The 12,829-nt window shown below is 73.5% G+C and carries 14 protein-coding genes; 6 read left to right on the forward strand and 8 right to left on the reverse strand.

Translation table 11 applies throughout. From position 1 onward, the window contains the following. Positions 1-49 precede the first annotated feature (49 nt). Positions 50-727, reverse strand: coding sequence for a 16S rRNA (guanine(527)-N(7))-methyltransferase RsmG (gene rsmG / locus D9C15_RS15305; RefSeq protein WP_127998682.1), 678 nt, complete (start codon positions 725-727; stop codon positions 50-52). Continuing rightward, a complete protein-coding gene (gene mnmG / locus D9C15_RS15310) occupies positions 714-2,696 on the reverse strand; it encodes a tRNA uridine-5-carboxymethylaminomethyl(34) synthesis enzyme MnmG (RefSeq protein WP_127998684.1) in 1,983 nt (660 codons plus the stop codon). The genes rsmG and mnmG overlap by 14 nt, the downstream gene beginning before the upstream one ends. Positions 2,697-2,797: 101 nt before the next feature. Here mnmG and D9C15_RS15315 point away from each other — a divergent pair, with 101 nt between their 5' ends. The 3 genes from D9C15_RS15315 to D9C15_RS15325 all read left to right on the forward strand — a co-directional run bounded on the left by D9C15_RS15315 (position 2,798) and on the right by D9C15_RS15325 (position 4,034). Beyond that, a complete protein-coding gene (locus D9C15_RS15315) occupies positions 2,798-3,058 on the forward strand; it encodes a YkgJ family cysteine cluster protein (protein WP_127998854.1) in 261 nt (86 codons plus the stop codon). Next, complete coding sequence (locus D9C15_RS15320; protein ID WP_127998686.1) at positions 3,055-3,744, forward strand: Crp/Fnr family transcriptional regulator; 690 nt, start codon at positions 3,055-3,057, stop codon at positions 3,742-3,744. The genes D9C15_RS15315 and D9C15_RS15320 overlap by 4 nt, the downstream gene beginning before the upstream one ends. Before the next feature lie 92 nt (positions 3,745-3,836). Beyond that, positions 3,837-4,034 carry a YgaP family membrane protein gene (locus tag D9C15_RS15325; protein WP_127998687.1) on the forward strand — a complete coding sequence of 66 codons (198 nt, stop codon included), beginning with the start codon at positions 3,837-3,839 and terminating at the stop codon, positions 4,032-4,034. A gap of 1 nt (position 4,035) precedes the next feature. Here D9C15_RS15325 and D9C15_RS15330 read toward each other — a convergent pair whose 3' ends face one another. The 5 genes from D9C15_RS15330 to D9C15_RS15350 form a co-directional block, all read right to left on the reverse strand. Next, entirely contained in the window at positions 4,036-5,205 is a 1,170-nt protein-coding gene (locus D9C15_RS15330) for an ABC transporter permease (RefSeq protein WP_127998689.1), read from the reverse strand. An 85-nt stretch (positions 5,206-5,290) separates the two neighbouring features. Continuing rightward, positions 5,291-6,055 carry an ABC transporter ATP-binding protein gene (locus tag D9C15_RS15335; protein WP_127998691.1) on the reverse strand — a complete coding sequence of 255 codons (765 nt, stop codon included), beginning with the start codon at positions 6,053-6,055 and terminating at the stop codon, positions 5,291-5,293. Beyond that, a complete protein-coding gene (locus D9C15_RS15340; protein ID WP_127998693.1) occupies positions 6,052-7,503 on the reverse strand; it encodes an alpha/beta fold hydrolase in 1,452 nt (483 codons plus the stop codon). The genes D9C15_RS15335 and D9C15_RS15340 overlap by 4 nt, the downstream gene beginning before the upstream one ends. Beyond that, positions 7,500-7,871: a glutaredoxin gene (locus D9C15_RS15345; protein ID WP_127998695.1), complete on the reverse strand. Its 372-nt coding sequence runs from the start codon at positions 7,869-7,871 to the stop codon at positions 7,500-7,502. The genes D9C15_RS15340 and D9C15_RS15345 overlap by 4 nt, the downstream gene beginning before the upstream one ends. 132 nt (positions 7,872-8,003) lie before the next feature. Next, positions 8,004-8,885: a pirin family protein gene (locus tag D9C15_RS15350; RefSeq protein WP_127998697.1), complete on the reverse strand. Its 882-nt coding sequence runs from the start codon at positions 8,883-8,885 to the stop codon at positions 8,004-8,006. Positions 8,886-9,077: 192 nt separating this feature from the next. On the opposite strand from D9C15_RS15350, the gene D9C15_RS15355 reads away from it, so the two are divergent. The 3 genes from D9C15_RS15355 to D9C15_RS15365 are packed head-to-tail and all read left to right on the forward strand — an operon-like array spanning position 9,078 to position 11,232. Continuing rightward, positions 9,078-10,205 (forward strand): ABC transporter substrate-binding protein, encoded by a 1,128-nt coding sequence (locus tag D9C15_RS15355; protein WP_127998699.1) that lies wholly within the window; start codon positions 9,078-9,080, stop codon positions 10,203-10,205. A 59-nt stretch (positions 10,206-10,264) separates the two neighbouring features. Then, a complete protein-coding gene (gene gstA, locus D9C15_RS15360; RefSeq protein ID WP_127998700.1) occupies positions 10,265-10,879 on the forward strand; it encodes a glutathione transferase GstA in 615 nt (204 codons plus the stop codon). Positions 10,880-10,881: 2 nt separating this feature from the next. Next, positions 10,882-11,232 carry a hypothetical protein gene (locus D9C15_RS15365; RefSeq protein ID WP_127998702.1) on the forward strand — a complete coding sequence of 117 codons (351 nt, stop codon included), beginning with the start codon at positions 10,882-10,884 and terminating at the stop codon, positions 11,230-11,232. Here D9C15_RS15365 and D9C15_RS15370 read toward each other — a convergent pair. Further along, positions 11,222-12,817 carry a thioredoxin family protein gene (locus tag D9C15_RS15370; protein WP_127998704.1) on the reverse strand — a complete coding sequence of 532 codons (1,596 nt, stop codon included), beginning with the start codon at positions 12,815-12,817 and terminating at the stop codon, positions 11,222-11,224. The two genes, D9C15_RS15365 and D9C15_RS15370, sit on opposite strands and share 11 nt — an antisense overlap. Positions 12,818-12,829: the final 12 nt, after the last annotated feature.

The raw sequence follows: 12,829 nt of genomic DNA on the forward strand, positions 1-12,829 counted from the left end.
GGGGCGCCCGGGCCCGTGGCGAATGCCCCGGTGATCGGGTCGGGATCAGTCAGGAATGTACCAGCGCGCCCGGCGTGGGCCGGAGCCAGACCAGGCAGCGCTCCGCATCCAGGCCGGGAACCTGCAAGGGTTCCACGTGAAACACCGCGACGCCGGCGGGCAGCCCGGCCATCTCGTCGTCCGGGCGCTTGCCCTTCATCGCCATCCAGACACCTCCGGGCGCCAGCAAGTGCTCGGTCAGATGAACAAAATCGGACAGGCTGGCGAAGGCGCGTGACACGACCAGGTCCACCGGCGGAACCCGCAGCGATTCGACCCGGGCGTGTTCGGCGTGCAGGTTCGGCAGCCGCAGCTCGGCCGCCACCTGGCGAACGAACGCCACCTTCTTGCCGACGGTGTCGACGCAGGTGACCTGCAGGTCCGGCAGCATCACCGCCAGCACGACCCCCGGCAGTCCACCGCCGCTGCCCACGTCGATCACCCGCCGGCCGGCGGTCTCGCCGAGCTGGCGGCGCAAGGGGCCGACCACGGCCAGGCAGTCTGCCAGGTGCTGGCTCAGCATCTGGGCCGGGTCGCGCACGGCGGTCAGGTTGTAGGTGGCGTTCCAGCGCCGGAGCAGAGCGAGGTAGTCTTGCAGACGGTCGATCTGCTCCGGCCCGGCCGCCAGCCCGAGCGCGGCCACGATGGCCTCGAGCGCGGCGCGCGCGGCCGGGTCAGGCTGCGACATCGCCGGATGGCAGCTCGTTCGCGGCGAAGCCCTTGAAGCGCCCCTTGCGCAGATGCACCAGCAGCAGCGAGATCGCCGCGGGCGTGATGCCCGAGATTCGCGAGGCCTGGCCCAGCGTCTCCGGCCGGTGCCGGCTCAGCTTCTGCCGCACTTCGAACGACAGCGCGGTCACCTGGCCGTAATCCAGGTCGTCCGGCAGGCGCAGACCCTCGTAGGCCGCAGCGCGCTGCACCTCGTCGTTCTGCTTGTCGATGTAGCCGGCGTACTTGATGCCGATCTGCACCTGCTCGATCACCGCGTCGGCGAGGCGTTCGCCCAGCTCGGCGCGCAGGGTTTCACGTGAAACAGCCGATCCCGGATGGGCGATGGCATCGGCCTGGGCCACGGCATCGAAGTCGACGTCCGGGCGGCGCAGGAGGTCGGCCAGCCGGTACTCGTGCTCGATCGCCTTGCCGAGCAGGCGTGCGGCATCGGCCTCCGGCAGCAGGGTTGGGTTGACCCAGGTCGAGCGCAGCCGCTGTGCCTCCCATTCGATCGCGTCGCGCTTGCGGCAGAACTGCGCCCACCGCGCGTCATCCACGAGCCCCATGCGGCGCCCGGCCTCGGTCAGGCGCAGGTCGGCGTTGTCCTCGCGCAGCTGGAGCCGGAACTCGGCCCGGCTGGTGAACATGCGGTAGGGCTCGGTCACGCCCTTGGTGATCAGGTCGTCGACCAGCACGCCGAGGTAGGCCTGGTCGCGGCGCGGCAGCCAGGCCGGCTCGCCGCGCACCTGCAGCGCCGCGTTGATGCCGGCGAACAGCCCCTGAGCCGCCGCCTCCTCGTAACCCGTGGTGCCGTTGATCTGCCCGGCGAAGAACAGCCCACCGATCGCGCGCGTCTCGAAGCTCGGCTTCAGCGCGCGCGGGTCGAAGTAGTCGTACTCGATCGCGTAGCCCGGCCGCAGGATGTGCGCCTGCTCCAACCCGACCATCGAGCGCACCGCAGCGATCTGGATGTCGAAGGGCAAAGAGGTCGAAATGCCGTTCGGGTAGAACTCGTGCGTCGTCAGCCCCTCGGGCTCGAGGAAGATCTGGTGCGCGTCCTTGTCGGCGAACCGGTTCACCTTGTCCTCGATGCTCGGGCAGTAGCGCGGCCCGACACCGCCGATGATCCCGGTGAACATCGGGCTGCGGTCGAAGCCGGAGCGGATGATCTCGTGCGTGCGCGCATTGGTGTGGGTGATCCAGCACGGCCGCTGCGCCGGGTGCATGGTGACGTCGCCCATGAAGCTGAACACCGGCATCGGCGCGTTCGAGCCCGGCATGCCGTCGCCGGGTTGCTCGGCGAGCCTGGAGAAGTCGATGCTGCGGCCGTCGATGCGCGGCGGCGTGCCGGTCTTCAGCCGGCCCTGCGGCAGCTTCAACTCCTTCAGCCGGGCCGACAGCGCCACCGATGGCGGGTCGCCAGCGCGGCCGCCGGCGTGGTTCTGCAGCCCGACGTGGATGCGTCCGTCCAGGAAGGTACCGGCCGTCAGCACCACCGCCCGCGCCTTGAAGCGAACACCAACTTGCGTCACCGCGCCGGCAATGCGGTCGCCCTCGAGGATCAGGTCGTCGCAGGCGCCCTGGAACAGCCACAGGTTCGGCTGGTTCTCGATCCGGCGCCGGATCGCCGCCTTGTAGAGCACCCGGTCGGCCTGGGCCCGCGTGGCACGCACCGCCGGCCCCTTGGAGCCGTTCAGGATGCGGAACTGGATGCCGGCCTCGTCGGTGGCCAGCGCCATCGCACCGCCCAGCGCGTCGACCTCCTTCACGAGGTGGCCCTTGCCGATGCCGCCGATCGACGGGTTGCAGCTCATCTGGCCGAGGGTCTCGATGTTGTGCGTCAGCAGCAGCGTGGCCGCGCCCATGCGCGCGGCCGCCAGCGCCGCCTCGGTGCCGGCATGACCGCCGCCGACGACGATCACGTCGAACTCTTTCGGGAACAACATCGGGTTGCCTATTTTTTGAGCAGTCCGACATTGTAGAGAGCCGCCTTCCGCGCGTCAGCCGCAGGGTGGCCATGGCCGGCATCGGCTATCGTCGCGCCACCATGGACTGCCGCCCCGCCTGCGCCGCCTGCTGCATCGCCCCGTCGATCAGCAGTCCGATCCCCGGCATGCCGGACGGCAAGCCGGCCGGGGTGCGCTGCGTGCAGCTCGACGCGCAGGACCGCTGCCGCCTGTTCGGCGACCCGCAGCGCCCAGCCGTGTGCGGCTCGCTGCAGCCCTCTGCCGCGATGTGCGGCGACGCGCGCCCCCATGCGCTGGCCTGGCTGGCACGCCTCGAAACCCTGACCCGGCCCGCGGCATGAGCACCGTTCCGAGCGACGCCGACGTGCAGGCGCTGACCCGGCTCTACCCGGTGCTCGACGACCTGCCGGCTGCCGAGCGCGACCGCGCGCTGCGCGAGCAGGCCGCCTGGGTCGAGGCCCCGCCGGGCACGCCACTGTTCCGCGAGCAGGAGCCCTGCCGCGGCTTTCCGCTCGTGCTGCGTGGCGAGGTGCGGGTGGCGCGCGGTTCGTCGCAGGGGCGCTCGCTCGAGCTGTACCGCGTCGCGCCGGGCGAGCTGTGCGTGGTGTCCACCTCCTGCCTGTTCGGCCACCAGGGACTGTCCGCGCACGGCGACACGGTCGGGCCGACGCGCCTGGTGGTGCTGCCGCCGCCGCTGTTCGACGCCTGGTGCGCCCACGAGCCGTTCCGCCGCTTCGTGTTCGGCGTGTTCGCCGACCGGCTCGCCGACCTGATGGCGCTGGCCGAGGCGGTGGCCTTCCAGCGCCTCGACCAGCGCCTGGCCGCCGCGCTGCTCGGCCACGGCGAGGTGCTGCAGACCACCCACCAGGCGCTGGCCGACGAACTCGGCACCGTGCGCGAGATCGTCACCCGGCTGTTGCGCCGCTTCGAACGCGCCGGCTGGCTGGTGCTCGGGCGCGAGCGCATCGAGCTGCGCGACGCGGCCGCGCTGCGCCGCCTGGCGGCCGGCGATACCGCCGGCGTGTGACCGCGGTCACAGACCGGGCGGCGGCCTGCCGCGAGACTGCGCACACACGGCCACACCGGCCGGAACCCAGCAGCCAAGTCAGGAGCCAAGCCATGAAGACCAACGAAGGAACCGTCGACCGCGCCGTCCGCATCATCGCCGGCGCAGCACTCGTCGCGCTCGCCGCCACCGGCACCGTGGGTGTGTGGGGCTGGATCGGCCTGGTGCCGATCGCCACCGGCCTGATGGGCTGGTGCCCGGCCTACACGCTGCTGGGCATCAACACCTGCGGCCTCAAGAACGCCAAGTGATTCAGCGCACCGCCGCCTGGCGCAGCCGGGCGGCGACGTAGGCGAGCGCCAGCGCGGCCAGCACGGCACATACGGCCGGTGGTATCAACCACTGCGCCGTGTCGAAGGCCTCGCCGCGCAGCACGCGCGTCATCAGCGTGTTCTGCGCCAGCGCCGGCACCCACAGCTGCCAGGCGGCCTGTTCGCCGAGGTTGAACACCCCGGCCAGCGGCAGCAGCGAGGCCACCAGCACCACCAGCCCGGCGCTGGCCTGCGCCTCCTTGACGCTGCGGCAGCGGATCGCCACCGCCATCAGCAGCGCCGAGATCGCCGCGGCGAAGGGCGCCAGCACGGCGACGAAGGCGAGCGCCTCGCGCACGCCGAACTGGAACAGCGCGGCCAGCGTGTCGCTGCGCAGCAGCCACTGCGCCGGCACGAAGCTGAAGCACGACAGCAGCGCGATCGCCAGCGCCACCGCCACCACCGCCAGCCACTTGCCCAGCACGATGGCCAGCGGCGGCGCGGGGCTGGCCAGCAGCGGCTCGAGCGAGCCGCGCTCGCGCTCGCCGGCGGTGCTGTCCAGCGCCGCGTGCAGCGCGCCATACAGCACCGCCATCAGCACGAAGAAGGGCAGCATGCCGGTGATCTGCGTGCCGCGGGCGCGCGGGTCGGCCAGGTCGCGCTCGTGGATGCGCACCGGCTCCGTCAACGCGGGGGCCACGCCGCGCAGCGCCAGGCTCAGCGTGGCGTGCTCGCGCGCAAAGCCGGCCAGCAGGCGCTGCAGCCGGGCGCTGCCGGCCTCGCTGCGCTTGTTGGCACTGTCGCTGACGATCGTGAGTGCCGGCGCCTCGCCGCGCCGCAAGGCCTGCTCGAAGCCGGCCGGGATCACCAGCACCGGGTCGCCCAGCGCGGCGCGGCGCAGCTGCGCCTCGTAGTCGGCCGGCGCCTCGCGCACGCTGAAGCCCTGGCGCTGCAGGTAGTTCACCAGCGTCGGCCCCTGCGCCAGGCCGGCGGCCACCAGTTCGCGCCGCTCGGCACGCTGCTCCAGGCTGCCCACCAGCGCCGACAGCGCCACCAGCACCAGCGGCCCCATCAGCACGCTGGACAGCAGCACCACGAGCAGCGTACGGCGGTCGCGCAGCGCGTCGATCACCTCCTTCACCGCGACGGTGCGCAGCACGACAAGGCTCATGACAGCCCCTCGTCCGACGGATACGTCGGCCGATCCCCCGAGGGGATGCCGGCCCGCCTGGGAGCGGCCCGGCGCTCGGCCGGCCTCATCTCTCCTCCCGCGCCGCGCCGAACGCCAGGTCGACGAACGCGTCCTCGAACAGCGTGCGCCCGGTACGCTCGAGCAGCGACGGCACGCTGCCCTCGGCCACGCTGCGGCCCTGCGCCACCACCACGACGTGGTCGCACAGGCGCTCGACCTCCTGCATCACATGGGTCGAGAACACGATGCACTTGGCGCCGCCGGCCGGCGAGGCGAGGTGGCGCAGCACCTCGCGCAGCGCGCGCGTGGCGGGCACGTCCAGGCCGTTGGTCGGCTCGTCGAGCACGATGTTCGGCGGGTCGTGCACCAGCGCGCGCGCCAGCGCGGTCTTGACCCGCTCGCCCTGGCTGAAGCCCTCGGTGCGGCGCTCCAGCAGCGGCTTCATGTCCAGCGCCTCGGCCAGTTGCTCGATGCGCGCCTGCACCGCGTCGCGCGGCAGGCCGTGCAGGGCGGCGTGGTAGGCGATGTTCTCGCGCGCGCTCAGGCGCGGGTACAGGCCGCGTGCATCCGCCAGCAGGCCGAGCCGGGCCAGCGCCGCGCGCGGGCGGGTGCGCACGTCGATGCCGTCCACCTCGAGCCGGCCGGCGTCCGGCTCGATCAGGCCGGCCAGCATGCGCAAGGTCGTGGTCTTGCCGGCGCCGTTCGGACCGAGCAGCCCGCAGATGCGGCCATCGTGCGCCAGCAGGTCGAGCTGCCGCACCGCCTGCACCGGCGCGCCGCCGCGCCGCGGCGCGGGAAAGCACTTGGCCAGGCCCTCGATGCGGATCACCGCAGCCCCTCCGGCACGAAGGCCGGCGGCCGGGGGATCGCGGCCAGGCAGGCCGCATCGAGCGCCAGCGCGGCCGCGTCCTCGGTGCTGTCGATGAAGCGGGTCAGCAGGTCCGGCGCGCAGCCGATGCCCAGCACGCCGTGGCCGGCATGGCCCACCACCAGTGATCGCGCCTGCGGCCCGAGCGCCGCGGCCACGCGCCGTGCGTGGCGCGGCGGCGTGGCCGGGTCGAGCCCGCCGGAGAGCATCAGCACCGGGCTCGCGGCCGTCGGCAGGCGGTAGAAGGCCTCGGGCACGGCAGCGCGCGGCCAGTCGGCGCAGGCGCGTTCGTACAGCGGCAGCAGGCCGCGGCCGAAGTCGCGTGCCGGCGGTTCGGCGCCCGCGGCGCGCGGCGGCAGGTCCTCCGCGCACACCACCGAGAAATGCATGCCGCCATAGACCTGCGTGGCGCCGCGCGGTGCCAGCACCCCGGCCAGGGCCGCCAGCGGCTCGAAGCGCCCGCCCGCCGCCGCACCGATCGCCGCCGGCAGCCCGGCCGCGAGCGCCGGCGCGTACAGCGGCCCACGCACCGCGCCGAGCAGCGCCTCGCGGGTGAGCGTCACGCGTCCCGGCCGGCCGCTGCGCGGGTCGGCCAGGCTCAGTTCGCGCGGCAATGCCGCCAGAAGGCGCTGCCAGTCGCCGCGCAGGTCGGGCCAGGCGGTGCGGCAGGGCAGCTCGGCCGCACAGGCGTCCAGCAGCGCGTCGAGCGCGGCCTGGGCGTCGGCCGAGGCGCTGGCCGGCAGGCCCATGTCCGGTGGCGCCACGCCATCCAGCACGCTGCGCCGCACCGCCTGCGGGAACTGGCGCTGGTAGTCGAGCGCGACACGCGTGCCGTAGGAGATGCCCACCAGGTTGATGCGCTCGGCGCCGAGCGCGCGGCGCACCGCGTCCAGGTCCTGGCTGGCGAGCACGGTGGTGAAGAACGCCAGGCCACCGTCGCGCCCGTGGGGCAGGGCCTGCAGCCGGGTGCGGCAGCCGGCGAGCCGGCGCAACGTGGCCTCGACGTCGGCCTGCTCGGACAGCGGCATGTCGTCGGCGTCGTCGCAGGCCAGCGGCGCCGAGTGCCCGGTGCCGCGCTGGTCGACGAACACGATGTCGCGCCGCTGGTTCAGCCGCGCGAACAGCCCCATCAGTGCCGGTGCGACGCCGATCGCGCTCTGGCCCGGGCCACCGGCCAGCAGGAACACGGGGTCGCCGAGCTTGCGCCGCGCCAGCGCCGGCACGACGGCGTAATGCACCTCGATGCGCGGGCCGTCCGGCCGGGCCGGGTCGAGCGCGCGCGGCAGGCTGCCGCACAGCGCCTCGTGCGCCAGGCCGGGCAGGCGGCAGGGCGCGGCCGGCCCCGCGTGCGCCTGCTGCGCCGACAGCGCGGCCAGCCCGATCAGCCACGCGGCGGCCCGGCGCCTCATGGCTCCTGCAGGAAGCGGTTGAACTCGCCGCTGTCGATCAGGCGCTGCAGGTCGCTCGCCCCGCCGATCAGCACGCCGCGCGCGAACACCATCGGGAAGGTCGGCCAGCCGGTCCACATCTTCAGCGCATTGCGGCGCCGCCACTGGCTCAGGTAGCTGCCGTACTCGAGGTACTGGAAGGCGTGGCCGGCGGCCTGCAGCGCCTGCCGGGCGCGCCGGCAATGCGGGTTGCCGGCCATGCCGACGACCAGGATGCGGTTCGAGGCCGCGGCCGCCTGCACGTTGTGCACGACATCGGCATGCAGGTTCGCGACCTTGTCGCGGATCGCCGGGTGCAGCCGGCTTTCCTCCAGGATGCTGCGGGGCATGGGTCCCTCGGGGCTCGAAAGCCCCGAGGTTAGCCCAGGCGCACGAAAGCCTTCAGGCCTTCCGCCGGGCCGCCCCAAGGAAGGCCTGCGCCCCCTCGGGGGGCAGCGAACGCAGTGAGCGTGGGGGCACCGTCAGGTCGCGAGCACGCCGCGCTGGTAGTCCGCCACCGCCTGGTGGATCTCCTGCACGGTGTTCATCACGAACGGGCCGTACTGGGCGATCGGCTGCCGCAGCGGTGCGCCGGCCACGAACAGCACCTGCGCCGGCCCCGCCGCGCCGGCCGCCAGCTCGAAGCGCACGCCGTCGGCCTGCGCGTCGTTGGCGAGGATGGCCATGTGCTCGCTGGGCACCTCGCGCCCGCCGATCGCCAGCGGCACGCCGCCGTACACGTAGGCGAAGGCGTTGTGCGCGGCCGGCAGCGGCAGCTCGAAGGCCGCGCCCGGCGGCACGCTGATGTCCAGCACCAGCGGCTCGGTGGTCGGCCGCGTCACCGCGCCAGTCACGCCGTGCGTGCGCCCGGCGATCACGCGCACCGCCACGCCCGCGGGCGTCTCGAAGCGCGGCACGTCCGGCGGCGGCACGTCGCGGTAGGCGGGCGGCTGCATCTTGTCGGCGGCGGCGAGGTTGACCCACAGCTGGAAGCCCGCCATGCGGCCCTCCTGCTGCTCGGGCATCTCGCTGTGGATGATGCCGCGCCCGGCGGTCATCCATTGCACGCTGCCGGGCTCGAGCAGGCCCTCGTTGCCGACGCTGTCGCGGTGGCGCATGCGGCCGGCCTTCATGATCGTCACGGTCTCGAAGCCGCGGTGCGGGTGGTCCGGGAAGCCGCCGATGTAGTCGGCGGCCGCGTCGCTGCCGAAGGCATCGAGCATCAGGAACGGGTCGAGCCGCTGCTGCAGCGGCTGCGTCAGCACCCGCGTCAGGCGCACGCCGTCGCCGTCGGAGGTGGGCTGGCCGCGCACCAGGCGTTCGACGCTGCGCGCGCGGGCGAGGGTGGGGGTGGAGGTGTTCATGGGACGAATGTAGGGTCGCACCGCCGGCAGCCCCAGCGTGCGGTCTTGCACACAGCGATGAAGGCGTTTGTACACACCGCCGTGAAGCCTGCGACAGGTTGCGCGCGGAGGCGGGAAAACCCTTGGTTCGGTCCTTGTCGGCCTCTGAATACTGCCCCCCGTTGATTCAGCGAGTGAAGGAAGCAGTTGTCCATGCAACGCAGGCAAGTCCTTGCGGCCGGGCTCGGCGCCGCGGTCTTCTCCACCAGCCGTGCCGCGGAGCCGGGTGTCGGGGATGCGGAGATCCTGTTCGGCCACACAGGCATCCTCAGCGGCCCGCTCGGCGGGCAGATCAAGATCATGCTGGCCGGTGCCGAACTGGCCTTCGCCGAGGCGCGTGCCGCGGGTGGCGTGCACGGCCGCACGCCGCGCATCATCTCGCTCGACGACGAACTCAAGCCCGATCGTGCGGTGGCCAACGTCGAGAAGCTGCTCGGCGAACAGAAGGTGTTCGGCTTCTTCGGCTGCGTCGGTTCGGCCACCACCGCGGCCACGGCCAAGGTGCTGCAGCAGTCCGGGGCCCCCGCCTTCGGCGGCTACGCGGTCGCCGACTCGGCGCGCGAGAAGGTCAAGGGCTCGGCCTACTTCCTGCGCGCCACCTCCGGCCGCGAGGCGCAGGTGCTGGTCCAGCACCTGACGACCATCGGCGTCACCCGCATCGCCGCCGCCGTGCTCGACAACCCCGGCGGCCAGGAGGCGCGCGCGCTGCTCGAGGCGGCCCTGCAGCAGCATCAGCTCAAGCCGCAGGCGGTGGCGGCGGTCAAGGGTGACGGCAGCAACGTCGCCGACGCGGCCAAGGCCCTGTCGGAGGGCGAACCGCAGGCCGTGATCATGTACCTCGGCGGTGCGCTGCCCGGCGAGCTGATGAAGGCCACCTGGGCGCTCGGGCGCCAGCCGATGTTCTACGGCATGTCGATCGTCGCGGGCGAGGTCACCGCCAAGGTGGCCGGCGAGCGGGCACGCGGCCTGGCGATCTCGCAGGTGGTGCCCTATCCCTGGGGCGAGGTCGACCCGGTGGTGCGCGACTACCGCCGCCTGGTCGAGAAGGCGAACGTGCCGCTGGGCTACTACAGCTTCGAGGGCTACCTGAACGCGCTGGTGCTGCTCGAAGGCCTGCGCCGTGCGGGCCGCGAGCTCACCCGCCCCAAGCTGCACGCGACGCTGCGCAGCCTGAAGATGCGCCTGGCCGGCATGGAGGTCGACTTCGGCAACGGCACGAACACCGGCTCGCGCTACGTCGAGCTGGTGCAGGTGACGCGCGAGGGCCGCTTCGTGCGCTGAGCACATGCGCTGCCGCTTCGCGGTGTAATGCGCGGGTCCCTGTCACGACCCACGCCACCATGAAGCTTTATTACAGCCCCGGCACCTGCTCGCTGGCCGTGCACATCGTGCTGCGCGAGGCCGGCCTACCCTTCGAGCCGGTGCTGGCCAGCACCAAGACCCACCAGCTGGCCGACGGCACCGACTACTACACGATCAACCCCAAGGGCTACGTGCCGCTGCTCGAGCTCGACGACGGCCAGCGCCTGACCGAAGGGCCGGTGATCAACCAGTACCTGGCCGACCGCGTGCCGGAGAAGAAGCTCGCGCCGCCGGCCGGCACGATGGCGCGCTACCGGCTGCAGGAGTGGCTGAACTTCATCACCAGCGAGGTCCACAAGCCCTACGCCTCGCTGTTCGGCCCGGCCATGCCGGAAGAGGGCAAGGCGCTGTTCCGCCAGAAGCTGCGCGGCCGCTACGAGTGGATCGAGGGCCAGCTGGGCGACAAGCCCTACCTGACCGGCGAGGACTTCTCGGTGGCCGACGCCTACCTGTTCACCTGCACGCGCTGGGCGCCGTTCTGCAAGGTCGAGCTGGCCGGGCTCGACCGCCTGGCCGCGTTCATGGCGCGGGTCGCCGCCCGGCCGGCGGTGCAGGACGCGCTGCGGGCCGAAGGCCTTCTGAAGGCCGCCTGACCATGCGCCGGCCCGCCGCGCTGCTGCTGGCCGCCGGCCTCGCGGCCACCGCGGCCACGGCGGCCGAGCCGCCGCGCGGCCGGCACGACGGGCGCTTCTGCGTCACGGTGGCCGAGGCCGCGCCAGACTGCGGGCCGGTGCAGGTCGACGTGCTGCGCCAGAGCCGGTTGCGCGTGCGGGTGGCCGACATCGTCTACCACCTCGAGCTGCACAGCAGCCAGCTCGACGTGGTGCTGATGCACGGCGCGATGCAGATCGACGGCTTCGTCGCACCCTACGAATGGATCGACCGGGCGCTGCGCTTCGACGACCTCGAAAAACGCACCCGCTACGAGCTGACGCTCACGCGCTAGGCGCCGCCTCCGCCTTGGCCGGCGCGCGTAGCACGCCCTCGCAGGCGCTGCGCGGCGGGCTGCCGGGGCGCAGGCCGCGGCAGACCGCGTCGAGCCGCTGCTGCAGGCGGCCCATCACCGCATCGTGCCGGCCGGCCTGCGCCCAGCGGCGCAGCGTGGCGCCGGCGCGCTGCAGCGAGCGGCCGCTGCGGCCCTCGAAGGCATCGGGCATGCGGGCCGCCTCGTCGAACAGGCGCCGCGCCAGCGACTCGATGCGCGCGCCGTCCTGCGGCGCCAGCTCGACCAGCAGATCCAGGTGCATGCCACCCCACTGCAGACGCGTGGCCGGACCGACGCTGCTGTCGTAGGCACGCGCCGACCAGTCGAGCGCGGCGGCCCGGTCGCCGCGCTTCTTCGCGTTCTCGGCCAGGTCGGTCATCAGGTAGTAGGGCGAGTGGCTGCGCGCGAGGTTGGCCTTCAGCAGCGCGTCGGACTCGTCCGCCAGGCCGGCCTCGGCCAGCACCCAGGCGGCGGTGGTGATCACCGCCTGGCGCTCGTAGCCGTCGCCGATCTCGCGGTCGAAGCGGGCGGCCAGGGTGCGCAGCTCGTTGCGCAGTGCCGGCGGCGGCGCGAGGGGCGTGTCGTCGGGCGCGTCCACGTCGACCAGCCGCACCCGGCCCCACAGCGCGCCGAGGCGGTCGGCGCGCGCGAGCGTGGGGTCGTCCTGCAGCCGCCGCAGCGCCTCGTCGAAGGCGCGCTGCAGCGTGGCGCGCTCCGGACTGCCGGGCACCGCGAGCGTGCGCACGAGGCGCGGCGCGCGGTAGGCCAGCAGGTCGGCAAAGCTGCGACTGCGCGCCGGGTCGGCGAGCAGCGCGAGCAGCGCCGCGCGGGTCGGCGCAGGATCGGCGGCCGGCAGCGGGGTGCCGCCCGGCGCCTTGCGCGCCTCGCGGTCCTGCTCCACCAGCGCGCGCAGCGCGAGGCGCAGCGCCAGGTCGGGCTGGTCGGCCGGACAGGCGGCCGCCAGCTGGCGCAAGGTGGCGGCCAGGCCGCCGGCGGGCGGCTCGGCGGCCGTATTCCAGGGGTAGAAGGCGAGCAGGCGCCAGTCGCTCGGGCTCAGGCCGGCGCCGCCGGACCCCGCCGCGCGGGCCTGCGCCACCAGCTCGGCCACCGGCCGGCGCGCCGCCAGGCCGAGCGTCAGCAGCTCGCCCACCTGCGCCGGATCCACCTCGCCGGGCAGGCGGGTCAGCTCGCGGCCCTGGGGATCGAACAGCACCATCGTCGGGTAGCCCCGCACCGCGAAGCGCGCCCCGAGCTTCTGGGCGCCCGGCGTGTCGCCGTCGACATAGACCGGCACCACGCCGCGGCTGCGTTCGATGAAGTCCTGCCGGTTGAACACCGTGGCCTGCAGCTGATTGCACGGCGGGCACCACCTGGCGCCCCAGTACAGCAGCAACGGCTTGGATTCGCCGCGGGCACGGGCGAAGGCGGCATCGATCTCGGCGTCGCTGGCGGCGCGCAGCCAGTCCACCCCGGCCGCCTGAGCGGCGGCGCCGAGCGGCAGCAGCGTGGCCAGCACGACGGCTCGGATCAGCGACCACCACCTCATCGGCGCACTCCG

This window comes from Piscinibacter defluvii (genome assembly GCF_004011805.1).
In the GTDB taxonomy this organism is placed as follows: Bacteria; Pseudomonadota; Gammaproteobacteria; order Burkholderiales; family Burkholderiaceae_C; genus Piscinibacter; species Piscinibacter defluvii.

Excerpts from the sequence above, each read along its gene's own strand:
- rsmG (WP_127998682.1), bottom strand. The coding sequence starts at position 727 with ATGTCGCAGCCTGACCCGGCCGCGCGCGCCGCGCTCGAGGCCATCGTG.
- mnmG (WP_127998684.1), bottom strand. The coding sequence starts at position 2,696 with ATGTTGTTCCCGAAAGAGTTCGACGTGATCGTCGTCGGCGGCGGTCAT.
- D9C15_RS15315 (WP_127998854.1), top strand. The coding sequence starts at position 2,798 with ATGGACTGCCGCCCCGCCTGCGCCGCCTGCTGCATCGCCCCGTCGATC.
- D9C15_RS15320 (WP_127998686.1), top strand. The coding sequence starts at position 3,055 with ATGAGCACCGTTCCGAGCGACGCCGACGTGCAGGCGCTGACCCGGCTC.
- D9C15_RS15325 (WP_127998687.1), top strand. The coding sequence starts at position 3,837 with ATGAAGACCAACGAAGGAACCGTCGACCGCGCCGTCCGCATCATCGCC.
- D9C15_RS15330 (WP_127998689.1), bottom strand. The coding sequence starts at position 5,205 with ATGAGCCTTGTCGTGCTGCGCACCGTCGCGGTGAAGGAGGTGATCGAC.
- D9C15_RS15340 (WP_127998693.1), bottom strand. The coding sequence starts at position 7,503 with ATGAGGCGCCGGGCCGCCGCGTGGCTGATCGGGCTGGCCGCGCTGTCG.
- D9C15_RS15345 (WP_127998695.1), bottom strand. The coding sequence starts at position 7,871 with ATGCCCCGCAGCATCCTGGAGGAAAGCCGGCTGCACCCGGCGATCCGC.
- D9C15_RS15350 (WP_127998697.1), bottom strand. The coding sequence starts at position 8,885 with ATGAACACCTCCACCCCCACCCTCGCCCGCGCGCGCAGCGTCGAACGC.
- D9C15_RS15355 (WP_127998699.1), top strand. The coding sequence starts at position 9,078 with ATGCAACGCAGGCAAGTCCTTGCGGCCGGGCTCGGCGCCGCGGTCTTC.
- gstA (WP_127998700.1), top strand. The coding sequence starts at position 10,265 with ATGAAGCTTTATTACAGCCCCGGCACCTGCTCGCTGGCCGTGCACATC.
- D9C15_RS15365 (WP_127998702.1), top strand. The coding sequence starts at position 10,882 with ATGCGCCGGCCCGCCGCGCTGCTGCTGGCCGCCGGCCTCGCGGCCACC.
- D9C15_RS15370 (WP_127998704.1), bottom strand. The coding sequence starts at position 12,817 with ATGAGGTGGTGGTCGCTGATCCGAGCCGTCGTGCTGGCCACGCTGCTG.